We start from the raw sequence: 24,216 nt of genomic DNA, 5'->3' as shown, positions 1-24,216 counted from the left end.
TCAGCCTCCCGCTGCGCGGGCACCACCGGCGCGCAGGGCCTGCGCCACCCGGTGACCCAGGGACTCCGCCTGTTCGAGCGTCTCGACGCGCGCCTGCTCCTGCACCCTCACCACCGCCAAGCGCCCCTCGGGATCGCCCCAGGCGGCGTCCAGGCGCAGGGTCTGCGGCGCCTCGGCGTCCCAGCGGGCATAGGCGGCCAGCGGCATCGAGCAGCTGCCGCCCATGGTGCGGGAAACCGTGCGTTCGGCCGCCACGCGCAACCAAGTGGGCATATGCACCAGCGGCGCAAGGGCCTGCATCAGATCGGTGCGGTCGCTGCGAATCTCGATGCCCAGCGCGCCCTGCCCGGCGGCGGGCAGCGACTGTTCGGGGTCGAAGATGCCGCGGATGCGCGAAGACAGGCCCAGACGCTTGAGACCTGCGGCCGCCAGCACGATGGCGTGGTACTGGCCTTCGTCGAGTTTGCGCAGGCGGGTGTCGAGGTTGCCGCGCAGCGGTTCGATGCGCACGTCCTGCCGGCCCAGACGGTCCAGCGCCTCGCGCAGCAACACCAGACGGCGCAGGCTGGACGTACCGACCACCCCGTCCCTGGGCAGGTCGGCCAGCGAGGCACAGGAGGCGGACACCCAGGCATCGCGCGGGTCTTCGCGCTCCATCACACAGGCCAGGGCGAACCCGTCGGGCAGGTCCATCGGCACGTCCTTGAGCGAGTGCACGGCGATGTCGGCCCGCCGCTCTTGCAGCGCCACCTCCAGCTCCTTCACGAACAAACCCTTGCCACCCACCTTGGACAGGCTGCGATCCAGGATCTGGTCGCCCTGGGTCGTCATGCCCAGCAGCGTCACGCGGTGGCCCAGAGATTGCAAGAGCGCCTTGACGTGCTCGGCCTGCCACAGCGCCAGACGGCTCTCCCGCGTGGCGATCGTGATGTCAAGCGGGGCGGGCGGGATTGAAATGGACACGGTGCACTATCAAAAAAAGATCAGGCCGGAACCGGCGTTTTCGTACCCCGTTGGTAACGGTGCGGGGAACTTTGGATGCTAGCATGGCCCCTGCCCAAAATTTCAGCAATACCTCTCTCGGCATCCCCTCGCCACCACCCCGCATGAGCCCCTCCCCCGCCCGCAAAGCAGCCCCCGCATCCCGCAGCCGTGCCAGCGCCGACAAGGACCTGCCCCTGGTCGAAGACATTCGCCTGCTGGGCCGCATCCTGGGTGATGTGATCCGGGAACAGGAGGGAAAGGCGATGTTCGAACTGATCGAGCTGATCCGCCAGCTCTCGGTGGCGTTTCGCCGGCACGCCGACGAATCGGCCGACAAGACGCTCAAGAAGCTGCTCAAGGGTCTGTCGGGCCAGCAGACGGTCAGCGTGATCCGCGCCTTCACCTACTTCAGCCACCTGGCCAACCTGGCCGAGGACCGCCACCACATCCGCCGCCGCGCCATCCACGAGCGCGCAGGCGATGTGCAGCCCGGCAGCCTGGCCATGACCCTGCAACGTCTGCACAAGGCCGGCATCGCGCCGCCGCAGATCGTGCAGACCCTGGCCGAAGCGCACATTTCCCCCGTGCTCACAGCCCACCCCACCGAGGTGCAGCGCAAGAGCATCCTGGACGCCGAGCGCGACATCGCCCGCCTGCTGGCCGAGCGCGACCACCTGCTGCCGCGCGAGCTGGCCGACAACGAGCTGCAGCTGCGCGCCCGCGTCACGCAGCTGTGGCAGACCCGCCTGTTGCGCTACACCAAGCTCACCGTGGCCGACGAGATCGAGAACGCGCTCAGCTACTACCAGGCCACCTTCCTGAGCGAGATCCCACGCATCTACCGCGACCTCGAAGAGGGGCTCGGCGAGGCTGCGGCCGAGGGCCTCGCGCCCTTCCTGCGCATGGGCCAGTGGATCGGCGGCGACCGCGACGGCAACCCCAATGTCACCGCACCCACGCTGGACCTGGCCTTGCGCAGCCAGTGCGAGATGGTGCTGCGCCACCACCTGACCCAGATCCACCTGCTCGGCGCCGAACTGTCTGTGTCGGCCATCCTCGCCCAGGTCTCGCCCGCGATGCAGGCGCTGGCCGAGCGCTCGCCCGACCGCAACGCCCACCGCCAGGACGAACCCTACCGCCGCGCCCTCACCGGCATGTACGCACGTCTGGCCGCCACCCTGCAGACGCTCACCGGCGGCGAAGCGGCACGGCATGCCATCGCACCGCAGGACCCCTACAGCGGCCCCGAAGAGCTGCTGGCCGACCTGCGCACCATCGAAGCCTCGCTGCTGGCGCACCACGGCGCCCACCTGGTGCGCGGCCGCCTGCGGCCGCTGATCCGTGCGGTGGAGGTGTTCGGCTTTCACCTCGCCACGGTGGACCTGCGCCAGAGCTCCGACAAACACGAAGAGGTGGTGGCCGAACTGCTGGCCACGGCCCGCATCGAGCCGGACTACAGCGCCCTCGACGAAAACGCCAAACGCACCCTGCTGCTGAAACAGCTCAACGACGCGCGGCCGCTGCGGGTGCCTGGCGTCGACTACTCGGCCCACGCGCAGAGCGAGCTGGCCATATTCGAAACCGCGCGCCTGGCACGACAGCGCTACGGCAATGCGGCGATCCGACACGCCATCATCAGCCACACCGAAACAGTCAGCGACCTGCTCGAAGTCCTGCTGCTGCAGAAAGAAGTCGGACTGGTCCACGGCCTGCTGTCCGAAAACGCGGTGGCCGAACTGATCGTCGTGCCGCTGTTTGAGACCATCGAAGACCTGCGCAACGCCGCACCCATCATGCGCGAGTACTACGCACTGCCGGGCGTGCGCGAGATGGTGCTGCGCGGCGCGGCCGACGGCTATGGCGAGCAGGACATCATGCTCGGCTACTCCGACAGCAACAAGGACGGCGGCATCTTCACCAGCAACTGGGAGCTCTACCGTGCTGAGATCGCGCTGGTCGAGCTGTTCGACCACCTCAACGCGGGGGCCGAGAAGACCATCGGTCTGCGCATGTTCCACGGTCGCGGCGGCACCGTGGGCCGTGGCGGCGGTCCGAGCTACCAGGCCATCCTGGCCCAGCCACCGGGCACGGTGCGCGGCCAGATCCGTCTGACCGAACAGGGCGAGGTCATCGGCTCGAAATACGCCAACCCCGAGATCGGCCGGCGCAACCTCGAAACCCTGGTCGCTGCCACGCTGGAGGCCACGCTGCTGCAGCCCACGCGCAACGCGCCCAAGGCCTTCCTGGACGCCGCCGCCGAGCTGTCCATCGCGAGCATGAAGGCCTACCGCGCGCTGGTTTACGACACGCCGCGCTTCCCCGAGTACTTCTTCGCCGCGACACCGATCCGCGAAATCGCCGAACTCAACATCGGCTCGCGCCCCGCTTCGCGCAAGGCGACGCAGAAGATCGAAGACCTGCGGGCCATCCCCTGGGGCTTCAGCTGGGGCCAGTGCCGCCTGACGCTGCCCGGCTGGTACGGCTTCGGTTCGGCCGTCCAGGCTTTCCTCAAGGGCGGCGGCGCCAAGGGCCAGACCCAGCGCAAGGAGCTGCTGCAGAAGATGTTCAAGCAATGGCCCTTCTTCAGCACCCTGCTGTCCAACATGGACATGGTGATGGCCAAGAGTGACTTGGCCTTGGCCACGCGCTACGCCGAGCTGGTCGAGGACAAGAAGCTGCGCAAGAAGGTGTTCGACGCCATCGAGGCCGAGTGGCACCGCACGGCCGAAGCCCTGACCCTGATCACCGGCGAGAAGCAGCGGCTGGCCAACAACGAAGCCCTGCAGCGCTCGGTGCGCCACCGCTTCCCCTACATCGACCCGCTGCACCACCTGCAGGTCGAACTGGTACAACGCCACCGGTCGGGTGATCTGGACAACGAGGATGAGAAGGTGCGCCGGGGCATCCACCTCTCGATCAACGGCATCGCAGCCGGTCTGCGGAACACCGGCTGAGGCCATCCCCGCGACGACAGCGGGGGCAGAGGGCGGCCACTAAAATGATCAGGTGACCCATTTGACCAACGCCGACCTGCACTGCCACTCCGTTGTCTCGGATGGCACGCTCATGCCCGAGGAGCTCGCGCCCCGGGCCAAGACCAATGGCGTCGAACTCTGGGCGCTGACCGACCACGACGAGGTCGGCGGTCAGGAGCGCGCGGCAGCGGCGGCCCGGCAGGTGGGTCTGCCCTACCTCACCGGCACCGAAATCTCGGTCACGTTCGCCAACGTCACGGTGCACATCGTCGGGCTGGGCTTCGATCCCACCGATCGGGCGCTGGTCAACGGGCTGCGCCAGACCCGTGGCGGCCGCGAGGAACGCGCCCGGCAGATGGGTGTGGAGCTGGCGCGCGCGGGCATCCCCGGCGCCTTCGAAGGCGCGATGAAATACGTCGGCAACCCCGACCTGATCTCGCGCAGCCACTTCGCCCGCTATATCGTCGAGTCAGGCCATTGCCCCGACACCAACGCCGTGTTCCGCAAGTACCTGGCAGAGGGCAAGCCCGGGTTCGTGCCGCACCGTTGGGCCAACCTGGGTGATGCGGTGAAGTGGATCACCGGCGCCGGTGGTGTCGCAGTGATCGCTCATCCCGCCCGCTACAAGTTCACCGCCAACGAAGAATTCGCGCTGTTCAACGAGTTCCGCACGCACGGGGGCCGTGGTGTCGAGGTGGTCACTGGCGCCCACAGCCAGGCCGACTATGTGAAATACGCCGAGTTCTGCAGCGAGTTCGATCTGCTGGCCTCGCGCGGCAGCGACTTCCACAGCCCCGACGAAAGCCACACCGACCTGGGCAAGCTGCCCGACCTGCCGGGCGGCGTCACGCCGGTCTGGTCCCTGCTCGAATCGCGCATCCAGTGACGGCTGCGCTTCCGGTTGTCCACGGCCATTGCGCCGTTGTGGGCTTGGCCTGGCTGCCACCGCAAGGCTGAAACCACGCTCTGTCCAGCGCACAATCGCGTCATGTCCCAGTTCTTTGAAGTCCACCCCGACAACCCCCAGCCGCGACTGCTCAAGCAGGCGGTGCAATTGCTTGAACGGGGCGGCGTGCTCGCCGTGCCGACCGACTCCAGCTACGCCTTGGCCTGCCACCTGGACGACAAGGCTGCGGCCGACCGGCTGCGCCGCATCCGCCAGGTCGACGACAAGCACCACCTGACCCTGCTCTGCCGCGACCTGAGCCAGCTCTCCAGCTACGCCAAGGTTGACAACCGGCAGTACCGGCTGCTGAAGCTGGCCACGCCGGGGCCCTACACCTTCATCCTCGAAGCCAGCAAGGAGGTGCCCCGGCGGGTGAGCCACCCCTCGCGCAAGACCATCGGGCTGCGTGTGCCGCAGCACGCTGCCCTGCTGGCGCTGCTGGACCTGCACAACGCCCCGCTGCTGGCCACCACGCTGATCGCACCGGGCGAAAGCGACCCGATGAACGACGCCAGCGAGATCCGCGAGCGCTTTGAACGCGAGGTCGACGGCGTGATCGATGCGGGCGCTTGCGCTCTGGAACCCACCACCGTGATCGACCTGACCGCGATGGGCGCCGGTGGCGAGCCCGAGGTGGTGCGCGAGGGCCGCGGGGAGCTGCAAATCCTGGGTCTGGGACAATAGGCCGATGGATTTCGCCCAGATCGTTCAAACCGTCGCCATCTACGCCCTGCCCGTGCTGTTCGCCATCACGGTGCACGAGGCGGCCCACGGCTACGCCGCCCGGCACTTCGGCGATGACACCGCCTGGAAGCTGGGCCGCATCACGCTCAACCCGATCAAACACATCGACCCGATCGGCACGATCCTCATGCCACTGGTGCTGTATTTCGCGACGTCCGGGGCCTTCCTGTTCGGCTACGCCAAGCCGGTGCCGGTGCAGTTCGGGCGTCTGAGGAACCCCAAGCGGGACATGGTCTGGGTGGCGCTGGCCGGGCCAGGCGCCAACCTGGCGCAGGCCATCGGCTGGACCCTGGCGCTGTACCTGATGATCTTCTTAGGTGTGGACGAGCGGTTTTTTCTGGAAATGGGCCGCGCTGGCGTGCTGGTGAACCTGGTGATGTTCGCCTTCAACCTGTTTCCAGTGCCGCCCCTGGATGGTGGCCGCATCCTGGTCGGCCTGCTGCCCTGGAAGCAGGCCGTGATGGTCTCGCGCATCGAACCCTGGGGATTCTTCATCGTGATGGGTCTGGTCATCATGGGCGTGATCGGCTCGCTCTGGATGTACCCGCTGATGGGTTTGACCAACTCGCTGATTGAGCTGCTGCTGACACCCGTGCGCGCCCTGCTGTTCTGATTTTTTCCCCGACTGTCCATGAGCCTCCAACGCGTCCTGACCGGCATCACCACGTCCGGCACTCCCCACCTTGGCAACTACGTCGGCGCCGTGCGCCCCACGGTGCGCGCCAGCCGCCTGCCCGACACCCAGAATTTCTACTTCCTGGCCGACTACCACGCGCTCATCAAGACTGGCGGCGACCCGGAACGCGTGCAGCGCTCCACGCTGGAGATCGCGGCTACCTGGCTGGCCTGCGGCCTGGACCCCGAGAAGGTGACCTTTTACCGCCAGTCCGACATCCCCGAGATTCCGGAGCTGACCTGGCTGCTGACCTGTGTCACGGGCAAGGGTCTGCTCAACCGCGCCCATGCCTACAAGGCTTCGGTCGACAAGAACCACGCAGCCGGCGAGGACCCGGATGCGGGCGTGACCGCCGGCCTGTTCATGTACCCGGTGCTGATGGCGGCCGACATCCTGATGTTCAACGCCCACCAGGTGCCGGTGGGCCGCGACCAGATCCAGCACATCGAGATGGCGCGCGACATCGCCTCCAGCTTCAACCACCTCTATGGCGAGCACTTCACGCTGCCAGAAGCGGTGACCGAGGACCATGTGGCCCTGCTGCCCGGCCTGGACGGCCGCAAGATGAGCAAGAGCTACGACAACACGATTCCGCTGTTCGCCCCGAAGGAGCAGTTGCGCAAGCTCATCATGGGCATCCTGACCGACTCGCGGGCGCCGGGCGAGCCCAAGGACACAGCAGGCTCGGCCCTGTTCCAGCTCTACCAGGCCTTCGCCAGCGCCGAAGAAACCGCAGCCCTCGCCCAGGCCTACGCCGACGGCATCGCCTGGGGGGAAGCCAAGCAGGTGCTGTTCGACCGGCTGGAGCGCGAGATCGCGCCGATGCGCGAGGTCTACGACGCCCTCATCCAGAACCCGGCACAGATTGAGAAGACCCTCAAGGCGGGTGCCGAGAAGGCCCGTGCCATCGCGACGCCATTCACCGCCCGGCTGCGCCACGCGGTGGGCCTGCGCTCGCTGGCGGATCTGCCCAGCGGATCGACCACCAAGGCGACCAAGGCGGCTGCGCCAGCCTTCAAGCAGTACCGCGAAAAAGACGGACAGTTCTACTTCAAGCTGGTCGACGCACAAGGCAAACTGCTGATCCAGAGCGCCGGTTTCCCGGCTCCGAGGGACGCGGCGGACGCCATCCGGCAGTTGCAATCGCAGGGAGAGGCCGCACTTGGGGCTCTTCAGGACCGGCTGTCGGTGACCGGGAGCCCCTCCGAGGTCGCCTCGGCCCTGCAGCATTTCGCGGCAACCGTGACCTGAGTCCGGGTTTGGCCGCCCATCCAACCCTCGTCTTTCCCCATGAAATGACCCCGGTGAGACAATGCAGCATGAGGACTGGAGTTTCACGTACAGCGCCTTGAGCCGGGGAAAACTAAAAACAAGGACTGCAACGGGGCGCAAATTGGTATCGCCAAGTACCGTCGATATCTATATGCTGGATCCTCGAAGCACCTATTCCTACCGCATTTGCCATGAGTATCTTTGTCATTGACGACCATCCCCTGATGCGCGAGGCCGTCGTCATGCTGCTTCGCCGCCTGCGGACCTCGACCCAGGTGATTGAACTGGAGCGTCTGGCGACCGTCAGCCGTGCCATCGCCGAACACGGCGAGCCCGAACTGGTGTGCCTGGACCTCAAGCTGCCCGACACCCATGGTGTGTCGGGTGTGCGGGAAATCCGCCAGATGCTGCCCGACACCTCGCTCATCGTGCTCTCGGCTTCCCCGGCTTCCGACTACGAGGACCTGGCCCGCGAAGCCGGCGCCGACGCCTATGTGGAGAAGTCGGCCGGAGCGGCGCAGATCGGTCGCGTGCTGCGCGAATTTCTGGCCGATGAGCCGGAAGACGAGAACGCCCCGACGATTCCCGAGAAGCTATCCAAGCGCCAGAAACAGTTGCTGGTCATGCTCGACCGGGGTCTGTCCAACCGCGACATCGCCGAGCAGCTGCAGATCAGCGAGCACACGGTCAAGGTGCACCTGTGGCGCCTGTTCCGCCGCCTGAACGTCAAGAGCCGCTCGCAGGCCAGCCACCTCGCCCGTACCGCCGGCCTTCTGGACATGTGATTCAGGTCGGCACGTCCGGCACACCCTGCTGCTGGGTGTAGAGCGGGATCATCACCCGGAACACGCTGCCCCGGTTGGCCTCGGAGGAAAGGGCCAGCTGGTAACCCATCATCGTCGCCAGCTTGGAGACGATGGTGAGCCCCAGACCCAGGCTGTCCTCGGTGCCATGGTGCTGCGAAACCCGGAAGAACTCCTGGAAGATGGCCTGCTGGTGCTCGCGGGCGATGCCCACACCGGTGTCCCACACCTCGAACAGCAGCATGTCCTCGCGGTAGCGCAGGCCCAGCAACACGCCCCCCTTGCTCGTGTGCTTGAGGGCATTGGACAGCAGGTTGCCCAGGATGCGCCGCAACACCACAGGATCGGCCCAGATCACGGCAGGACGGGTGTGGGTGCGCAACCGGATCGACTTGCCCGCAGCAACCGGTGCGAATTGCAGCGACAGATCGGCGAACAATTGCTGGACATTCACGTGCTGGAGCCGCACCTTGTAGTTGCCTGCGTCGATGCGTGTGAGGTCGAACAGCGAGTCGAACAGCTCGTTGATCGCCCGGGTGGACTGCAGGATGCGCGGTGAGATGTCGCGCGCCATCTCCGGCTCGGTGGCCAGCCAGTCGGCGTACAGGCTGAGCGCATGCACCGGCTGGCGCAGGTCGTGTGCGGCAGAGGCCAGGAAGCGGTTCTTGGTTGCCACGGCGCGCAGGGAAGCCCGGGTTTGCTGCGTCAGGGAGTCGATCAGCTCCTGGTTTGAAAACTGGAGCTCGAAGCTGGAACGGTAGACCTCGTTGAGGCGTTTGCCGGCAGACATCAGCAACCACCAGAACAGCACCAGCAAGACCAGCAGACCCGCGCTGGTGTCAATGGGCATCGCATTGGGCGACTGCTGGGACACCGTGAAAGGCGCCGCGACCAGAGCGCCCGCAACCACCAGCACCACGGTGTTGGCGTAGACGCGGAACACGGGCAGATAGGGGCTGAACGAAACCAGCGAAATCAGTCCCTGGCCCATCACCAGCATCCCGCAGATGAACTGCACCCCGACACCCGATCGTCCGTAGCTCATTGGCACGACACTGGCCCAGAGGAAGGCGATGGCCACCCAGGACCACTGGTAGCGCCTGATGAAGGTCTTGCGCCGCGAGCCTTCCTGAATGTCAAACTTGAGGCGGTAGACGCCCAGCATGCGGTAGCGGAACCCGATCATGAAGAGCAGCGCGATCACCCAGCCCAGGAGCACGAACAGGTTGACCTCGTTCCACAGCATGAAGACCACCAGGGGAATGGCCATGAGGGCGGCCCCGAGGGTGGACATCACGTTGTCCATGAGCACGGCAATCAACCGGGAATTCACCCACTGGTCTCGTACCTCGGCGGTGGCCGGTACGTGCTGGTAGGTGGCGGGCTGGGTGTCGACAAGCATGTGGTGCGCTCTGGGTGGATGGCATTGTCGCACCGCGCCCGGACCTGTGAGTCGCGGAAAAAGCGACACCCAAGCTGCTGCTAGAATGCAGAGCTTGACCGCGGAGAGGTGGCAGAGTGGTCGAATGCACCGGATTCGAAATCCGGCATACAGGATCTCCTGTATCGAGGGTTCGAATCCCTCCTTCTCCGCCAGGAATTCGTTCCACTTCAGCGCCCACTTCCGAGTGGGCGTTGTCGTTTCTGAGCGTTGTTCAGTCCCCCAGCAGGGCCGCCAGACCGCCCTCTGGCTCGAAGCGCCGGTTGCGGTAGCGCAGCCGTGTCGGCCCGATCCAGGCGGGCTCGCGCACCGGGTGCGCGGGATCACCCGGGTAGCAGATCACGCGCTCGCCGTGGTCGTCGAACGGCTGCGGCTCGATCAGGGCCGGCGGGCGCTGGCGAGCCAGGTCGAGCGCCCCGACCACATCCCGGATGCGCACCAGCTGCACCAGGCTCATGATCTGCGGCGGCGCCAGGTCGATCTCGCCGGCCCAGTAGCGCCGCAAGCCTTCGGCCGGAGGCACCCACACCACCTCGGTGGCCTCGAAGTCGTCGTGCACCGCCTCCTGGTCCGGCGGCGCGACGGCAACGAAGAAGCGGGTGTCGAAGCGCTTGCGGGTCACCGACGGCTTGCGTGGCGTGATCCACCGTGACCAGGGCCACAACGAATCCGCTGGCAGCGCCAGCGCGCATTCCTCGCGGGTCTCGCGCAGCGCCGAGGCGAACAGGCCGCGCGCCACCACCGGCGCCAGACCGGGCTCGGCCAGCGCCTGTGCAAACCAGCCGGCGTCGTGGTCCAGGCCCGGCAGCGCCGCCTCGCTGTCCTGCGCGTCCAGCTTGCCACCCGGGAACACGTGCACGCCACCCAGCACGCCCGAATCCCCGTGGCGGCGCACCATCAGCACCTCCAGGCCGCGCGCGCCATCGCGCAGCACCATCACGGTGGCGGAGTCGATTGGCGCGCAGTCGACCGCGTCGAAGTGGATCTCGATGGCCATGCGGATCAGCCGGCGGCTTTCGGTGGTGGCTGCCAGCGGAAGAACATGGGGTAGACCTTCTCGACCACCGGTCCATCGAAGGCCCAGGCCTTGCACTGGCCCAGGTGCATGGGCGGACGTCCGTCGCCTGCAGGCGCAAACGAGGACGAGCGGGTCTGGAAGGCCGCAGTGGCCAGATTGAACAGCAGCTCGCGCAGGTGGGTGCAGCCGATGGTGCCGCCCAAGTGGCGTTCAATGGTCTTGCGCCAGCCCTTGCCCAGCGTCTCGCCGATCAGGCCCTGCATCGGCGGCATGGCCTGCGGGCAGGGGTCGTGCGGGTGGGCATCCATGCAGACCTGCACATCACGGATCACCATGGCCTCGTCGACCGTGACCCGGATGCTCATGTGGTGGATCGGCTCGTGGGGTGCCCATTCCCCCTCGCCCTCGATCTCGAAGGCGTGCGGCTTGGTGTCGAGCATCTCGCCCTCGATGTCCCACAGGCCGTCGTCGCGGCAGAAGCCGCGGTACTCGACGCGGCGGGTGTGCATGGGGGTGCGGGCAACGGGCGGCGGCAGGGGCAAGGCAGAAGCTCCATCGGGGAACAGACAAACAGACGCCATTGTCTCCGCAGCGCCGGCCCGGTCATGTCACCCGAGGCGCTGCGGAGGTGGCGGCTGCTGGCCGCGGTGCAGGCGCCACTGCGCGGCGGCACCGCACAGCGCCAGGCCCAGCATCAGCCAGCCCAGGTTGACCGCGCCCTCGTGGTGGAACAGGCCGACGGCAAACCCACCGACCGCGCCCATGAGCTGCTGCGACAGGCCGGCCACGGCGGCGGCCGACCCTGCCAGCGCCGGCAGCAAGCCCACCGTGCCGGCCAGCGCCGGCGGCACCAGCAGGCCGTGGCCGATGCCCAGCAGCACCAGCGGCAGCGCAAACGCCAGCGGTGTGTTCAGCCCCATCAGCGCCAGCAGCAGCATCAGCGCCACTCCGCCGACCGTGAGGATCTGTCCAAGCCGCATGATGCGGCGCTCGCTGATTCGGTGCGACAGGTGCGTGGTCAGGTAGTTGCCCAGGATGTAGGAACCCGGGATTGCCATGATGTAGAAGCCGATGCCGTCGGGCTTGACGCCATAGCTGCCCAGCACGATGGGCGCGCCACCGAGGAAGGCGTAAAAGGTGGCGGTGGTCATGGCCAGCAGCAACACGTGCAGCCCGAACGAAGGTTCGCGCGCCAGCTGTGCGTAGGACGAGAGCATGGCCTTGAGCCAGTGCGGCTGCACGCCGGTGCCGCTCTGGTGCTCGGGCAGGCCGCGCCAGGCCGCGATGAACAGCAGCACGGCGAGCACCGCCATGACGACGAAGTTCGACTGCCAGCCCAGGCGCACATGCAGTTGCCCGCCGATGATGGTGGCCAGCGGGGGACACAGGCCCATGGCCATGCCCACGTAGGCCATCACGCGCGTGCGCTCGGGCCCGGCGAACAGGTCCTGCACCAGCGCCCGGCCAATCACCATGCAGGCCGCACTGCCCGCCCCCTGCAGCAGCCGCGCCAGCACCAGGGTCGGCAGGTCGGGCGCGAAGACCGCCATCACCGAACCGGCGAAGGCGATGACCAGTCCGATCATCAGGATGCGCTTGCGGCCCAGCCGATCCGACAGCGGGCCATAGACCAGTTGCAGCGAGCCGTAGGTGACGACGTAGCCGCTGAAGGTCAGCTGCACCGCCGCCTGGCTGGAGCCGAAGATCGCACCCCATTCCTGCATCGACGGCAGGCAGATGGTCATGGCCAACAGGCCGAAGGCAAGCTGAGCCAGCAGGTTGGCGATCAGCAGGCCGTGGGGAGCGGGGCGGGCAGAGGTTTCGGTCATGGAGCCCCGAGGCTACCGTGATTCGGGCAGGCCCCGCGTCCACTGCGAGATACCCCCCGCTAACATGGCGCCATGAACACCCAGTACTGGCTGATGAAGTCCGAGCCCGAGGAGTGCTCGATCGACGACGCCCTGGCCGCGCCCGGCGCCTCCGTGCCCTGGACCGGCGTGCGCAACTACCAGGCGCGCAACTTCATGCGCGACGCGATGCAGGTGGGCGACGGCGTGCTGTTCTACCACTCCAGCTGCGCCGAACCGGGCATCGTGGGCCTGGCGCGTGTGGCGTCCGAGATCCGTCCCGACCCGACACAGTTCGACCCGGCCTCGCCCTACTTCGACCCCAAGTCCTCACCCGACAAACCGCGCTGGCTGCTGCGGGATGTGCAGGCGCTGAAGAAGACCCGGCTGATCGGTCTGCCCGAGTTGCGCGCCACGCCCGAGCTGGCCGAGATGGTGGTGCTGCAGCGCGGCAGCCGGCTCTCGATCACGCCGGTGAGCGAGGCGCACTGGACCTTCATCACTCGGCGGCTGTTGGGCGATTGACAACGCGCATCGGGCCGGCGCCGGCGATCACCGCCGCGCGCACGTCGCGCTGCAAACCCACCGCCATCTGCACCTCGGCCACCAGGAACATCGGGCCCACGAGCAGGCCGCGCAGGTCGTCGAAAAAGGCCGGTTTGCGGCCTTCCCACACATGCCCGACCGCCTGGAACACCCAGCCGACCACAAAGCTGCCCAGCCCCCAGGCGAGCCAGGAGGGCATGTCCGCCTCAGCGAGGGGATCGGCCAGCGCCACCATCGCCCCCAGCACCGCGAGGGTGGGCACCGTCAGCGACCAGCGCCCTTGCCTCAAGTACCAGACGCCTGTCAGCGCCCAGACCAGCCAGTGCGCGCCCGGCAGCAGGGCATCGGCCCCGCCCAGCGGCACGCGCGCCAGTATCACCGCGATGCCGAAGGCGATCAGCGGGATGCCGACAAAGTGGGTCGCGATGTTGCGCGGGTCGCGGTGGTAGCGCGCGTACTCGATCAGCTGGCGGGTGGCGGTGTCCATGCGTGTCTCCTTGTCGTGGCAGCCGTGAAAGCGGCAAGGATGGCGGTACGGCGCCAGGGCGTCTGTCAAAATTTCGACAAACCCCGCCGGCACCGCACCGTCTTGCGGGCAAACCCCTAGCCGCCATGCCCGCATCCACCCCGGCCCCGCCCGGCCTGCACACTGCCCTGGCCAGCGATGAATGGTTCAGCGCCTGCGACCCGGCGCTGCAGGCCGAGTTGCTGCGCCTGGCCCGCATGCGCCACCTGGTGCCCGGTGAACCGCTTTTCGCGCGTGGCGGCGAAGCCGACGGCCTGTGTGCCGTGGTCGCGGGCGCGTTGCGCATTGGCGCCCTCAACGCCGAGGGCCACAACGCCTTGCTCGCCTACCTGGAGCCCTACCAATGGTTCGGCGAGATCTCGCTCATCGACGGTCGCCCGCGCACCCACGACGCCGTGGCCGACGGTCCCACCCAAGTGCTGGTGGTGCCGCGAGAGGCGCTGCTGGCCTGGCTGGACACCCACCCGGCGATGTGGCGCGAACTGGCTCGGCTGGCCTGCCGCAAGCTGCGTGTGCTGTTCATCGCGGTGGAAGAGCTGGCCCAGCTGCCGCTGGAAGAGCGCGTGTGGCGCCGGCTGCAGCTGGTGGCCCGCGGCTACGGCAGCCGCGACGCGCCGCGCCGGCGCATCCGCCTGTCGCAGGAGCTGCTGGCCCAGATGCTGGGCGTGAGCCGCCAGAGCATCAACAAGGCGCTCAAGGCGCTGGAAGCCGGCGGGCGGCTGCGGCTGCACTATGGGGAGATCGAGCTGCCGGCCCCTAGTGAAAATCCCGGCTCCCCGGCGCCAGCCGGCCCAGCAGCGGGTTGAGGTTTTCCAGCCGGCCGGCGATCAGGTTGCAGACCTCCCCTTCGCGCTGCCAGACGCCGTGCACAGCCAGCAGGCGTGAGCCGGTGAGCTCGGCGCGCTGGCGCTCGCGCAGCGCGCGCCAGACGATGACCTGCACCGTACCGGTCTCGTCCTCCAGCGTCACGAAGACCACACCTTGCGAGGTGCCCGGCTGCTGGCGGCAGGTGACGATGCCGCAGGCGCGCACCAGGCGGCCGTCGGGCGCGGCCTTCAGTTGTTCGGCGGTCATGAAGCGGCGCTTTTGCAGCCGCTCGCGCAGCAGGGCCAGCGGGTGCCGGCGCAGGGTCAGGCTGGTGCTCGCGTAGTCCCAGACGATGGCCTCGCCTTCGGGCGCTTCGTCGAGTGCAAGCGTGGCCTCGTTGACCGGCGCGCGGCGCAGGATGGCGGGCGCCGCCTGCAGCGCGGAGGCGTCCCAGACCTGCTGGCGGCGGTGGCCGGCCAGGCTCTGCAGCGCGTCGGCGGCGGCCAGTTGCTGCAGGGTCTGGCGGTCGAGTTGCGCGCGCAGGGCCAGATCCTCGGTGCTGGTGAAGGGCCGTTCGGCGCGGGCGGCGCTGATGCGCAAGGCCTCTTCTTTGGACAGTCCGCTCACCAGCCAAAGCCCCAGCCGCACCACCGGGTGGCCCGGTGCCTCGGGCGCGGGCATGTCTTCGAGCGTGCAGTCCCAGTCGCTGTGGCCCACGTCCACCGGTCGCACCACCACGCCGTGGCGCTGCGCGTCCTGCACCAGCTGGCTGGGGGTGTAGAAGCCCAGCGGCTGGCTGTTGAGCATGGCGGCCAGGAACTCGGCCGGGTGGTGGCGCTTGATCCAGCAGCTGTCGTAGACCAGCAGCGCAAAGCTGACCGCGTGGCTTTCTGGGAAGCCGTAGCTGGAGAAGCCCTTGACCTGTTCGACCACGCGCTGCGCGAATTCGAGCGGGTAGTCGTTGCGCGTCATGCCGTCGATCAGCCGGTGTTCGTAGGCCCCCAGGCCGCCGGTGCGCCGCCAGGCGCCCATGGCGCGGCGCAGGCCGTCGGCCTCGCCGGGGGTGAAGTCGGCCGCGATCATGGCGATCTGCATGCACTGCTCCTGGAACACCGGCACGCCCAGCGTGCGTTCCAGCGCGGCCTCCAGGCCCTTGGGGTAATCGACGTCTTCCTTGCCCTGGCGGCGCCGCAGATACGGATGCACCGCCCCGCCCTGGATCGGGCCGGGCCGCACCAGCGCGACCTCGACCACCAGGTCGTAGAAGGTGCGCGGCCGCAGGCGCGGCAGCATGGCCATCTGCGCGCGGCTTTCGATCTGGAACACGCCCACGGTGTCGGCGGCGCAGATCATGTCGTAGGTGGCCTCGTCCCCGTCGGGGATGGTGTGCATCGGCATGGGCCGTCCACGGCGCTGGCCGATGAAGTCCAGCGACTTGCGGATCGCGGTGAGCATGCCCAGGGCCAGCACGTCCACCTTGAGCAGCCTCATGGCATCCAGGTCGTCCTTGTCCCACTGGATCACCGTGCGGTCGGGCATGGACGCGTTCTCGATCGGCACCAGCCGCGCCAGCGGTCCGCTGGTGAGCACAAAGCCGCCGGTGTGCTGCGAGAGGTGGCGCGGGAAGCCTAGCAACTGCTTGACCAGGGTGACGAACTGGCGCGCCGCCAGGCTGTCCGGGTCCAGCCCGGCCTCGCGCAGCCGCGTGTCGGCCAGGCCGTCCTCGTCCCACCAGCGGTGGTCGCGCGCCAGCCGCTCCAGCAGCTCGTCGTCAAAGCCCAGGGCCTTGCCCACGTCGCGCACCGTGCTGCGCGGGCGGTAGCTGATGACGGTGGCCGTCAGCGCGGCGCGGTCGCGCCCGTACTTTCTGTAGAGGTACTGGATGACCTCTTCGCGCCGCTCGTGTTCGAAGTCCACGTCGATGTCGGGCGGCTCGTTGCGCTCTTTCGAGAGGAAGCGCTCGAACAGCAGCGAGGAGCGCGCCGGGTCCACCGCCGTCACGCCCAGGCAATAGCAGACCGCGCTGTTGGCGGCCGAGCCACGGCCCTGGCAGAGGATGCCTTCGCCACGCGCGAAGGCCACGATGTCGTGCACGGTGAGGAAGTAGTGCTCGTAGCCCAGCTCGGTGATGAGGGCGAGTTCGTGTTCGATCTGGTCGCGCACTTTGCCCGGCACACCCGCCGGCCAGTGCGCGGCGGCGCCGGCTTCGGTGAGCGCACGCAGATGCTGCGCCGGCGTCCGGCCTTCGGGCACCACCTCGGCCGGGTACTGGTAGCGCAGCTCGTCCAGCGACCACTTCGTGCAGCGGCCGGCAATGTGCAGAGTTTCGGCCAGCAGATCGGGCGGAAAGCTCTGTGCCAGCCGCACGCGGGTGCGCAGGTGCTGCTCGGCGTTGGGCGCGAGCGCGAAGCCGCACTCTGTCAGCGGCCGGCCAATGCGGATGGCGGTCAGCACATCCTGCAGCGGCTTTCGCGAGCGCACGTGCATGTGCACATCGCCCACCGCCACCAGCGGCACGGCCGTGAGCGCGCCGGCCTCGCGCAGGCGGTGCAGGTGGATGGCGTCATCCAGCCGGCCCAGCTGCGTCACGCCCAGCCAGCAACGCCCCAGGAAGGCGCCGAGCAACCATTGCGCGGTGGCGTTGCACTGGTCTTGTGTGGTGCCGCGCGGCGGCACGGCGATGGCCAGGCAGTCGGTCAGGGCCTCTGGGTTCACATCGCCGAGCCGCAGTCGGTACGTGCCCTTGTCGGCCGAGCGGCGCAGCCGCGTGATGAGCTCGCAGAGGTTGCCATAGCCGTGGAGATTCGTGGCCAGCAGCAGCAGGGTGAAGTCGCCGCTGGGGCCGCCCTCGGCCTGCACGCGGAACTGGCTGCCCACGATGAGCGGCAGGCCGTGCTTTTTGGCGGCCACGTGCGCCCGTGCGATGCCGGCCATGGAGCATTCGTCGGTGACGGCCAGTGCGGTGTAGCCCATGGCCTGGGCGCGCAGCACCAGTTCCTCGGCGTGGCTGGCGCCGCGCAGGAACGTGAAGTTGGAGCAGCACAGCAGCTCGGCGTAGTCGGGCAGGGACATGGCTGGTCTTCAAGCAAAAAAGCCGTGAAGAAACCAGGCCGGCTCTTGCGCCAGCCGCGTCTGGAACACCCACAGCACCCCCGCCAGCGGCGACTGGGCGACCCAGTAGTCGCGCACCGCGTGGCGGGAGTGACCTGCGGCCTCGTCGCGGTCCCACCAGCCGCCCTCCACGCGCTGGGGACCGAGCAGCAGCTGCAGCTCGCCCTGGTACAGCGGCCGGTGCTGGCGCACCAGCAGCTTCAGCGGCCGGTCCAGCAGCAAGGATGGCTGCGGCCCCGCGGGCACCACCGGCCAGGCCCCGCGCGGCAGCGCCTGCGCGGCCGGCTGCCAGCGGCCCATCGCCTCGGGCCGGTGGTCTTCGCACAGCAGCGGCCGGACCACCCGGTCCTCGCCCAGCCGCACCGCCAACCGCTCCAGCACCAGGGCCAGCGGCTCCCGGCCGCGGGCGTCGTCGGGCAGCCACGACGCGCTCTGCGGCGCCAGCGGCACCACGCCTTCGGCCGTCAGCCGCAGATCACCCACCGGGGCGGCCAGCGCGACATGCGAGAGGTGCTCGGCCAGCAGCCGCGCGAGGTGCCCGGCCTCGCGCGTGGGCTCGGCCGTGCGCACGGTCAGCTGCCCGCCCTCGCTCACCCCGCGCGAGCGCATCGCGTCGTGCGCCCAGTGCAGGGTGAACGCCGTCACGCCGCTGTGCCGCGCCGACAGCCAGGCCGCAAGCTGCAGCAGCAGGCGGCGCGCGCCGAAGACCAGGGCTTCCGCGCTGTCCACCCGGTGCGGCAGCTCCAGCCGCGCATCGAACACCGCCGGCAGCGTGACCCAGACGTGCGTCTCGGGGGCGCGGCCGTAGGCCTGGTCCAGCGCCGCCAGCAGCGCCGCATCGAACCGCCGCGCCAGCCCCGCGCGCGGCAGCCGCCGCAGATCGCCCAGCGTGCGACAGCCGATGCGCGCCAGGGTCGGCTGGTGCGGCCGCACGGCGCTCAGGGTCGCCATCGGCAGCGCGTCCAGCGCGCGCGCCAGCGGCGGCGACACCCCGTCCTCCACCTCCGCGCGCGCCAGCGCCAGCGCGGCCAGGGCGTTGGGTGCCCAGGCCAGGGCCACCGCCCCCAGTTCCTGCGCCTCGCCCCAGAGCCGTTCGCGCAGCGCCGCCCGCCCGCCGAACAGGCGCAGGCTGGCCGCCACCTCCAGCAACACGGCCTCTTCGGCGATGGCGACACGGGGCGTGAACTGCAGCGCCCAGACCGCCAGCGCCTGCAGCGCCGCGTCAGTGGGGGACGGCGGGTCGTCGGTGCTCGGCAGTCGGAGTGCGGACCACAGCATGGTCGGCCTCGCGAGGAACAGGGAAACGGTCGGCGGCTCCATGGCCCAGGTCCAGGTCCAGCAGCCGGGGCGGCAGCACCGCCGACAGCCCGGCCGGCAGCGCCGGCAGCTGCAGCGTGTGCGCCAGTGGTGGGCCCTTGCGCTTGATCACGTCGACCGCCAGGGCCCAGCCGGCACCCGGACGCACCAGCAGGCGCAGGGGCGCCGCCGACGATTCGCGCGCTGAGACTGCCGGCCGGCACAGCCACACCGGGCCTTCGTGCTCACTGGCCAGCACCTGCAGGCGCCTCAGCTGCGCCGGCCGTGCCTGGGGCAGCCAGGCCAGCACCGCCCCGCAGCTGCCGGCCTTGACCAGCTGTTCGGTGGCCCAGAGGCGCTCGGACGGGGTATCGGCCTGCACCCAGACCAGCTGCCGGGCTGTGACGCCGTACGGCAGCAGACCCGGCAGGTGCGGTGGCTGCGGCGGCCCGACCAGCACCACCTCCCGCCCGGTGGCACAGACCCGGCCCAGCGCCGGCCCCAGCAGGCGGAACTCCAGGGCACCCGCTGGGCTCGACAACAGCTCGGTCAGCCCGAATCCGGGCCAGCCCCCGCCCGGCAAGGCTGCGTCAAGCGCCCCGAACCCGCTGGCGCAGCTGGCCGTGACCGGCCGGCCCAGCGCATCGCCGCGCCAGACCATGGCGGACAGGCTGGCCGGCAGATCGCCGGACGGGCGGATGAACGGGGTGGGCATGGTGGCAGCAAGGATTCAAATACTGTTTTTATGTACAGTAAAAGAAATCGAACCGATTGTCCACCCCCGGATATCACGGTCATGGAACCATTCAATTAGCACTCACTCATAGAGAGTGCTAACATTTCTGCAAGACCACTGAGGAGGTTCTTCACATGTCCACCACCCTGCTCGCCCCCGCCGCCCTGCCGACCACCACGCTGGCCGTCGCCAGCCCGTGGAACCGTTCGCTGACGCTGCCGCCGCTGGGCAATCTGGACGCGTACATCTCCGCCGTCAACCGCATGCCGCTGCTGACGCTCGAAGAAGAGCAGTCGGCCGCCCGCCGCCTGCGCGACCACAACGACCTGGAAGCCGCCGGCCAGTTGGTGATGTCGCACCTGCGCCTGGTGGTGTCCATCGCCCGCCAGTACCTGGGCTACGGCCTGCCGCACGGCGACCTGATCCAGGAAGGCAACGTGGGCCTGATGAAGGCCGTCAAGCGCTTCGACCCCGACCAGGGCGTGCGCCTGGTGAGCTACGCGATCCACTGGATCAAGGCCGAGATCCACGAATACATCCTGAAGAACTGGCGCATGGTCAAGGTCGCCACGACCAAGGCCCAGCGAAAGCTGTTCTTCAACCTGCGCTCGATGAAGCAGGGCTTCCGCGCCGAGGCCGCCGAAGGCGACACCCACCGCGAGGCCCTGTCCGACAGCGAGATCGACGTGGTCGCGCGCGACCTCAAGGTCAAGCCCGAGGAAGTGCGCGAGATGGAGACCCGCCTGTCCGGCGGCGACGTGGTGCTCGACCCCTCGCCGGCAGACGACGGCGAAGAGACCTACGGCCCGATCGCCTGGCTGGCCGACGCCAACCACGAGCCAACCGCGATGATCGAATCGGCCCAGCGCGACGTGCTGGCCACCGAAGGCATCGCGCAGGCCATGGGCGAACTGGACGACCGCTCGCGCCGCATCGTGACCGAGCGCTGGCTCAAGGTGAACGACGACGGCTCGGGCGGCATGACGCTGCACGAACTGGCCGCCGAGTACGGCGTGAGCGCCGAGCGCATCCGCCAGATCGAGGTCGCGGCCATGAAGAAGATGCGCAAGGCCCTGGCCGAATTCGCCTGAGCCCGCGTGCTCAGCGCACGAGATCGATGCGGTCGATGGTCGGCCGCACCCCCAGCCGCGCCGGCAGGCCGATCGTGCCCACACCGGGCGTCACCAGCAGCTGCCCGGCCCTTGTGCCGTACAGCCCGTTCCACCAGGGCTGCAGGGAATTGGTCTTGCGCAGGAACCAGGGCGAAAAACCGGGAATCCAGATCTGCCCACCATGGGTGTGCCCGGCCATGGACAGGAACGCCGCGCCCTTCGGCAGCAGGGCCACGGTGTCGGGCTGGTGCACCACCACCAGCCGCCGGGTTGAGTCGTTGCTGAGGCCGCCTGGCCAGAGGCGCTCAATCTGCGGCTGTGGCCGCCCGCCCCACTGATCGTCCAGGCCCACCAGCTCCCAGCCCTTCAAGGGCACGGCCTGCCCTTCGATCAGGCGAACACCGTGCTGCGTCAGCGCTTCGCGCAGCGGCGCGGTGAGTTTCGGCCCCGGCGCCTGCACATCGTGGTTGCCCAGCACGCCCCAGACCGGATGACGCAGACGGGCCAGCGGTGCGAAGCCCGCACGCAGGTCCTGCGTCGGCTCGTGCGTCCAGTCGCCCGCGACGATCACCGCGTCCACATCCATGGCGTTGAGGCGGTTCACCAGATCGTCCAGCTGCCGGTCGCGGAAGAACAGGCCCCAGTGGATGTCGGCGACCAGCGCCAACTTCAGCGGCTGTGCTTCGGCCGGAATGCCGGACAGGGTGGTGTGGCGCACGCGGATCCAGTAAGGCTCGATCCACGACGACCACAGGCCCACCAGCACCAAAGCCGCATAGACCGGGTGGCGCCAGCGGCGCGCGCCACGCTCGATGCGCCAGCGCAGCCACAGGCCCACCAGCAGCGGCAGCCCCGCCAGGCGCGGCGCCCAGTAGAGCCAGAGCATGACGAAGTTGCGCACTTCCAGGCGCGGGGTGTGCCAGCGCCCCCAGTGGTCCCAGGCCGTGATGGCCAGCGACAGCAGCAGCGCCCCGCCGACCAGCCACCAGACGCGGCGGTCCAGGCGCTGCAGGTCGCTCACGGTGGCGTCAGTGTTCGCGGCGCAGCGCGGGGAACAGGATCACGTCGCGGATGCTGGGCGAGTCGGTCAGCAGCATCATCAGGCGGTCGATGCCGATGCCGCAGCCACCGGCCGGCGGCATGCCGTATTCGAGCGCGCGGATGAAGTCGGCGTCGTAGTACATCGCCTCTTCGTCGCCGCCGTCCTTTGCCGCGACCTGGGCGTGGAAGCGCGCGGCCTGGTCCTCGGCGTCGTTCAGCTCGGAGAAGGCGTTGCCGAACTCGCGGCCGGTGATGTAGAGCTCGAAGCGCTCGGTCACCTCGGGCCGGTCGTCGTTGGCCCGGGCCAGCGGCGAAATCTCGGTCGGGTGCTCCATGATGAAGGTCGGGTTCCAGAGCTTCTCTTCCACCGTCTCCTCGAAATACAGCACCTGCAGGCTGGCGAGCGAGCGGGTCGAGAGCTGGTGCTTCTCTTCGCTCATGCCCAGCTTGCGCAGGGCCGGGATCAGCCAGGCCGGGTCGTCCACGCCGGCGCCGGCGTCGGTGTACTTGAGGATGGCTTCGCGTATGGTCAGGCGCTCGAAGGGCGAGAACACGTCCACCGGCTGGCCGTTGTAGGTCAGTGGCGTGTCGCCATGCACTTGCTTCACGACATGACGGATCAGCTGCTCGTTGAAGTCCATCAGGTCCTGGTAGTTCCAGTACGCCGCGTAGAACTCCATCATGGTGAATTCGGGGTTGTGGCGGACCGAGATACCTTCGTTGCGGAAGTTGCGGTTGATCTCGAACACACGCTCGAAGCCGCCGACCAGCAGGCGCTTGAGGTAGAGCTCAGGCGCGATGCGCAGGAACATCTCCTGGTCCAGCGCGTTGTGGTGCGTCTTGAACGGCTTGGCATTGGCGCCGCCGGGGATGGGGTGCAGCATGGGTGTTTCGACTTCGAGGAAGCCGTGACCGACCATGAAGTCGCGGATGCTGGCCAGGGCCTTGCTGCGCGTGACGAAGCGCTTGCGGGCGCCTTCGTCGGTCATCAGGTCCACATAGCGCTGGCGGTATTTGATTTCCTGGTCGGCCACGCCGTGGAACTTGTCGGGCAGCGGGCGCAGGCTCTTGGTGATCAGGCGGATCTGGTCGGCGTGGATGGACAGCTCGCCGGTGCGGGTGCGCATCAGCACACCTTCGGCCGCCACGATGTCGCCCAGGTCCCAGTGCTTGAAGGCGGCCAGCTTCTCTTCACCCACGCTGTCGGTGTTCAGGTAGAGCTGGATGCGGCCGCCGCTGGGGCCGAAGGACGAATCCTGGATGGTCGCAAAACAGGCCTTGCCCATCACGCGCTTGAGCATCATGCGGCCCGAGACACAGGCGCGCACCGGGTTCGCCTCCAGCGCTTCCTTGCTCGATTCGCCGTGCGCGGCGAACAGCGCCTCGGCCGTGTCGCGCGGTTTGAAATCGTTGGGAAACGCCACGCCCTCGCCGCGCTGCTGCGCCTCGCGCAGGCCTTTGAGTTTCTCGCGCCGCTCCGCAATCAGCTGGTTGTCGTCGGCGGCGGGGATGGCGTGGGCGTGTTCGGTGGTCATGGTGTTGGACAAATAAAAACGGGTTGCGCCACAAAAGCGCAACCCGTCATTGTAGTTTTCCGCGAAACGGTCAATGACCGAGGTAGGCCTCTCGCACCTTCGGATCCACCAGCAGGTCCTTGCCGGCGCCCGTCATGGTGATCAGACCGGAGTCCATCACATAGCCGCGGTCGGCGATCTGCAGCGCGCGCTGGGCGTTCTGCTCCACCAGCACGATGGTCACGCCCTGGGCGGAGACGTCGCGCACCACCTCGAAGATCTTGTCGACCATGATCGGCGACAGCCCCATCGATGGCTCGTCCAGCAGCAGCACCTTGGGCTGGCTCATCAGCGCGCGGGCCATCGCCAGCATCTGCTGCTCGCCGCCCGACATGGTGCCTGCCAGCTGGTCCTTGCGCTCTTTCAGGCGCGGGAAGATGCCGAACATGCGCTCGATGTCGGCCTCGATGCCGGCCTTGTCGGTGCGGATGTAGGCGCCCATCAGCAGGTTCTCGGTGATGGTCATGCGGGTGAAGACGCCGCGGCCTTCCGGCACCATCGCCAGGCCCTGCTTGACCAGATCCCAGGCGCCACGGCCCTTGATGCTCTGGCCCAGGTACTCGATGTCGCCGCCTTCGAAGCCCAGAGAGCCGGTGATGGCTTTCATGGTGGTGGTCTTGCCGGCGCCGTTGGAGCCGATCAGGGAAATCAGTTCGCCTTCGCGCACTTCCAGGTCGACGCCTTTGACGGCCTTGATGCCGCCGTACGCCACCTTCAGGCCGCTGACTTTGAGGAGTGTGTTTGCCATGTTGTTCTCGCTC

21 protein-coding genes and 1 tRNA gene are annotated in these 24,216 nt (G+C 68.4%); 10 read left to right on the top strand and 12 right to left on the bottom strand.

Annotation, left to right across the window (positions count from 1 at the left end; genetic code table 11):
• Positions 1 to 957 carry a hydroxymethylbilane synthase gene (gene hemC / locus HPS01S_RS07475; protein WP_084397154.1) on the bottom strand — a complete coding sequence of 319 codons (957 nt, stop codon included), beginning with the start codon at positions 955 to 957 and terminating at the stop codon, positions 1 to 3.
• A 149-nt stretch (positions 958 to 1,106) separates the two neighbouring features.
• Here hemC and ppc point away from each other — a divergent pair, with 149 nt between their 5' ends.
• The 6 genes from ppc (at position 1,107) to HPS01S_RS07445 (ending at position 8,382) form a co-directional block, all read left to right on the top strand.
• A complete protein-coding gene (ppc, locus tag HPS01S_RS07470) occupies positions 1,107 to 3,938 on the top strand; it encodes a phosphoenolpyruvate carboxylase (protein ID WP_066153305.1) in 2,832 nt (943 codons plus the stop codon).
• A 52-nt stretch (positions 3,939 to 3,990) separates the two neighbouring features.
• On the top strand, positions 3,991 to 4,845 hold the full coding sequence (locus HPS01S_RS07465) for a 3',5'-nucleoside bisphosphate phosphatase (protein ID WP_066153302.1): 855 nt from the start codon (positions 3,991 to 3,993) through the stop codon (positions 4,843 to 4,845).
• A 102-nt stretch (positions 4,846 to 4,947) separates the two neighbouring features.
• Positions 4,948 to 5,589 carry an L-threonylcarbamoyladenylate synthase gene (locus HPS01S_RS07460; protein ID WP_066153299.1) on the top strand — a complete coding sequence of 214 codons (642 nt, stop codon included), beginning with the start codon at positions 4,948 to 4,950 and terminating at the stop codon, positions 5,587 to 5,589.
• A 4-nt stretch (positions 5,590 to 5,593) separates the two neighbouring features.
• Complete coding sequence (locus HPS01S_RS07455; protein ID WP_066153294.1) at positions 5,594 to 6,262, top strand: site-2 protease family protein; 669 nt, start codon at positions 5,594 to 5,596, stop codon at positions 6,260 to 6,262.
• Positions 6,263 to 6,280: 18 nt separating this feature from the next.
• Entirely contained in the window at positions 6,281 to 7,576 is a 1,296-nt protein-coding gene (locus tag HPS01S_RS07450; protein ID WP_066153291.1) for a tryptophan--tRNA ligase, read from the top strand.
• A 212-nt stretch (positions 7,577 to 7,788) separates the two neighbouring features.
• Positions 7,789 to 8,382 (top strand): response regulator transcription factor, encoded by a 594-nt coding sequence (locus HPS01S_RS07445; RefSeq protein WP_079365478.1) that lies wholly within the window; start codon positions 7,789 to 7,791, stop codon positions 8,380 to 8,382.
• A 1-nt stretch (position 8,383) separates the two neighbouring features.
• Here the strand turns inward: HPS01S_RS07445 and HPS01S_RS07440 are convergent, their stop codons facing one another.
• Positions 8,384 to 9,802 (bottom strand): sensor histidine kinase, encoded by a 1,419-nt coding sequence (locus tag HPS01S_RS07440; RefSeq protein ID WP_066153289.1) that lies wholly within the window; start codon positions 9,800 to 9,802, stop codon positions 8,384 to 8,386.
• A 102-nt stretch (positions 9,803 to 9,904) separates the two neighbouring features.
• Between HPS01S_RS07440 and HPS01S_RS07435 the strand changes: the two genes are divergently transcribed.
• Positions 9,905 to 9,996: transfer RNA gene (locus HPS01S_RS07435), tRNA-Ser, on the top strand.
• A 59-nt stretch (positions 9,997 to 10,055) separates the two neighbouring features.
• On the opposite strand, the gene HPS01S_RS07430 is transcribed toward HPS01S_RS07435, so the two are convergent.
• The 3 genes from HPS01S_RS07430 to HPS01S_RS07420 form a co-directional block, all read right to left on the bottom strand.
• Positions 10,056 to 10,838, bottom strand: a complete 783-nt coding sequence (locus HPS01S_RS07430; RefSeq protein ID WP_066153286.1) for an NUDIX hydrolase — start codon at positions 10,836 to 10,838, stop codon at positions 10,056 to 10,058.
• 5 nt (positions 10,839 to 10,843) lie between these two features.
• Positions 10,844 to 11,368: a DUF2889 domain-containing protein gene (locus tag HPS01S_RS07425; protein ID WP_255284174.1), complete on the bottom strand. Its 525-nt coding sequence runs from the start codon at positions 11,366 to 11,368 to the stop codon at positions 10,844 to 10,846.
• A gap of 99 nt (positions 11,369 to 11,467) precedes the next feature.
• Complete coding sequence (locus HPS01S_RS07420; RefSeq protein WP_066153280.1) at positions 11,468 to 12,688, bottom strand: multidrug effflux MFS transporter; 1,221 nt, start codon at positions 12,686 to 12,688, stop codon at positions 11,468 to 11,470.
• Between the two features lie 72 nt (positions 12,689 to 12,760).
• Between HPS01S_RS07420 and HPS01S_RS07415 the strand changes: the two genes are divergently transcribed.
• Positions 12,761 to 13,231 carry an EVE domain-containing protein gene (locus HPS01S_RS07415; RefSeq protein WP_066153277.1) on the top strand — a complete coding sequence of 157 codons (471 nt, stop codon included), beginning with the start codon at positions 12,761 to 12,763 and terminating at the stop codon, positions 13,229 to 13,231.
• Here HPS01S_RS07415 and HPS01S_RS07410 read toward each other — a convergent pair.
• Positions 13,206 to 13,739 carry an Mpo1 family 2-hydroxy fatty acid dioxygenase gene (locus HPS01S_RS07410; RefSeq protein ID WP_066153274.1) on the bottom strand — a complete coding sequence of 178 codons (534 nt, stop codon included), beginning with the start codon at positions 13,737 to 13,739 and terminating at the stop codon, positions 13,206 to 13,208. The two genes, HPS01S_RS07415 and HPS01S_RS07410, sit on opposite strands and share 26 nt — an antisense overlap.
• Positions 13,740 to 13,864: 125 nt before the next feature.
• Here HPS01S_RS07410 and HPS01S_RS07405 point away from each other — a divergent pair, with 125 nt between their 5' ends.
• Positions 13,865 to 14,584, top strand: coding sequence for a Crp/Fnr family transcriptional regulator (locus tag HPS01S_RS07405; protein ID WP_066153272.1), 720 nt, complete (start codon positions 13,865 to 13,867; stop codon positions 14,582 to 14,584).
• On the opposite strand, the gene HPS01S_RS07400 is transcribed toward HPS01S_RS07405, so the two are convergent.
• From HPS01S_RS07400 to imuA, 3 genes are read right to left on the bottom strand one after another with little or no spacing between them, the layout of a single operon-like run.
• Entirely contained in the window at positions 14,535 to 17,657 is a 3,123-nt protein-coding gene (locus HPS01S_RS07400) for an error-prone DNA polymerase (RefSeq protein WP_066153269.1), read from the bottom strand. The genes HPS01S_RS07405 and HPS01S_RS07400 overlap by 50 nt on opposite strands.
• Before the next feature lie 9 nt (positions 17,658 to 17,666).
• Positions 17,667 to 18,974: a Y-family DNA polymerase gene (locus tag HPS01S_RS07395; protein ID WP_066153266.1), complete on the bottom strand. Its 1,308-nt coding sequence runs from the start codon at positions 18,972 to 18,974 to the stop codon at positions 17,667 to 17,669.
• On the bottom strand, positions 18,919 to 19,707 hold the full coding sequence (imuA, locus tag HPS01S_RS07390) for a translesion DNA synthesis-associated protein ImuA (protein ID WP_066153262.1): 789 nt from the start codon (positions 19,705 to 19,707) through the stop codon (positions 18,919 to 18,921). The genes HPS01S_RS07395 and imuA overlap by 56 nt, the downstream gene beginning before the upstream one ends.
• A 155-nt stretch (positions 19,708 to 19,862) precedes the next feature.
• Here imuA and rpoH point away from each other — a divergent pair, with 155 nt between their 5' ends.
• Positions 19,863 to 20,819, top strand: a complete 957-nt coding sequence (rpoH, locus tag HPS01S_RS07385; protein ID WP_066153259.1) for an RNA polymerase sigma factor RpoH — start codon at positions 19,863 to 19,865, stop codon at positions 20,817 to 20,819.
• A 10-nt stretch (positions 20,820 to 20,829) separates the two neighbouring features.
• Here the strand turns inward: rpoH and HPS01S_RS07380 are convergent, their stop codons facing one another.
• The 3 genes from HPS01S_RS07380 to HPS01S_RS07370 all read right to left on the bottom strand — a co-directional run bounded on the left by HPS01S_RS07380 (position 20,830) and on the right by HPS01S_RS07370 (position 24,203).
• Entirely contained in the window at positions 20,830 to 21,861 is a 1,032-nt protein-coding gene (locus HPS01S_RS07380) for a metallophosphoesterase (protein WP_066153256.1), read from the bottom strand.
• 7 nt (positions 21,862 to 21,868) lie between these two features.
• Positions 21,869 to 23,416, bottom strand: a complete 1,548-nt coding sequence (gene lysS / locus HPS01S_RS07375; protein ID WP_066153435.1) for a lysine--tRNA ligase — start codon at positions 23,414 to 23,416, stop codon at positions 21,869 to 21,871.
• 70 nt (positions 23,417 to 23,486) lie between these two features.
• Positions 23,487 to 24,203, bottom strand: coding sequence for an ABC transporter ATP-binding protein (locus tag HPS01S_RS07370; RefSeq protein WP_066153253.1), 717 nt, complete (start codon positions 24,201 to 24,203; stop codon positions 23,487 to 23,489).
• Positions 24,204 to 24,216: the final 13 nt, after the last annotated feature.

Origin of the sequence: Hydrogenophaga pseudoflava NBRC 102511 (assembly GCF_001592285.1) — a bacterium.
Classification (GTDB): Bacteria; Pseudomonadota; Gammaproteobacteria; order Burkholderiales; family Burkholderiaceae_C; genus Hydrogenophaga; species Hydrogenophaga pseudoflava.
The sequence above is the reverse complement of the archived record's forward strand: the minus strand, read 5'-3'. Positions and strand labels throughout refer to the sequence as shown.

What these genes read in the sequence shown, in the direction of transcription:
- ppc (WP_066153305.1), top strand. Translation starts at nt 1,107, where the DNA reads ATGAGCCCCTCCCCCGCCCGCAAAGCAGCCCCCGCATCCCGCAGCCGT.
- HPS01S_RS07460 (WP_066153299.1), top strand. Translation starts at nt 4,948, where the DNA reads ATGTCCCAGTTCTTTGAAGTCCACCCCGACAACCCCCAGCCGCGACTG.
- HPS01S_RS07455 (WP_066153294.1), top strand. Translation starts at nt 5,594, where the DNA reads ATGGATTTCGCCCAGATCGTTCAAACCGTCGCCATCTACGCCCTGCCC.
- HPS01S_RS07450 (WP_066153291.1), top strand. Translation starts at nt 6,281, where the DNA reads ATGAGCCTCCAACGCGTCCTGACCGGCATCACCACGTCCGGCACTCCC.
- HPS01S_RS07445 (WP_079365478.1), top strand. Translation starts at nt 7,789, where the DNA reads ATGAGTATCTTTGTCATTGACGACCATCCCCTGATGCGCGAGGCCGTC.
- HPS01S_RS07440 (WP_066153289.1), bottom strand. Translation starts at nt 9,802, where the DNA reads ATGCTTGTCGACACCCAGCCCGCCACCTACCAGCACGTACCGGCCACC.
- HPS01S_RS07430 (WP_066153286.1), bottom strand. Translation starts at nt 10,838, where the DNA reads ATGGCCATCGAGATCCACTTCGACGCGGTCGACTGCGCGCCAATCGAC.
- HPS01S_RS07425 (WP_255284174.1), bottom strand. Translation starts at nt 11,368, where the DNA reads ATGCACACCCGCCGCGTCGAGTACCGCGGCTTCTGCCGCGACGACGGC.
- HPS01S_RS07420 (WP_066153280.1), bottom strand. Translation starts at nt 12,688, where the DNA reads ATGACCGAAACCTCTGCCCGCCCCGCTCCCCACGGCCTGCTGATCGCC.
- HPS01S_RS07415 (WP_066153277.1), top strand. Translation starts at nt 12,761, where the DNA reads ATGAACACCCAGTACTGGCTGATGAAGTCCGAGCCCGAGGAGTGCTCG.
- HPS01S_RS07410 (WP_066153274.1), bottom strand. Translation starts at nt 13,739, where the DNA reads ATGGACACCGCCACCCGCCAGCTGATCGAGTACGCGCGCTACCACCGC.
- HPS01S_RS07405 (WP_066153272.1), top strand. Translation starts at nt 13,865, where the DNA reads ATGCCCGCATCCACCCCGGCCCCGCCCGGCCTGCACACTGCCCTGGCC.
- HPS01S_RS07400 (WP_066153269.1), bottom strand. Translation starts at nt 17,657, where the DNA reads ATGTCCCTGCCCGACTACGCCGAGCTGCTGTGCTGCTCCAACTTCACG.
- HPS01S_RS07395 (WP_066153266.1), bottom strand. Translation starts at nt 18,974, where the DNA reads ATGCTGTGGTCCGCACTCCGACTGCCGAGCACCGACGACCCGCCGTCC.
- imuA (WP_066153262.1), bottom strand. Translation starts at nt 19,707, where the DNA reads ATGCCCACCCCGTTCATCCGCCCGTCCGGCGATCTGCCGGCCAGCCTG.
- rpoH (WP_066153259.1), top strand. Translation starts at nt 19,863, where the DNA reads ATGTCCACCACCCTGCTCGCCCCCGCCGCCCTGCCGACCACCACGCTG.
- lysS (WP_066153435.1), bottom strand. Translation starts at nt 23,416, where the DNA reads ATGACCACCGAACACGCCCACGCCATCCCCGCCGCCGACGACAACCAG.
- HPS01S_RS07370 (WP_066153253.1), bottom strand. Translation starts at nt 24,203, where the DNA reads ATGGCAAACACACTCCTCAAAGTCAGCGGCCTGAAGGTGGCGTACGGC.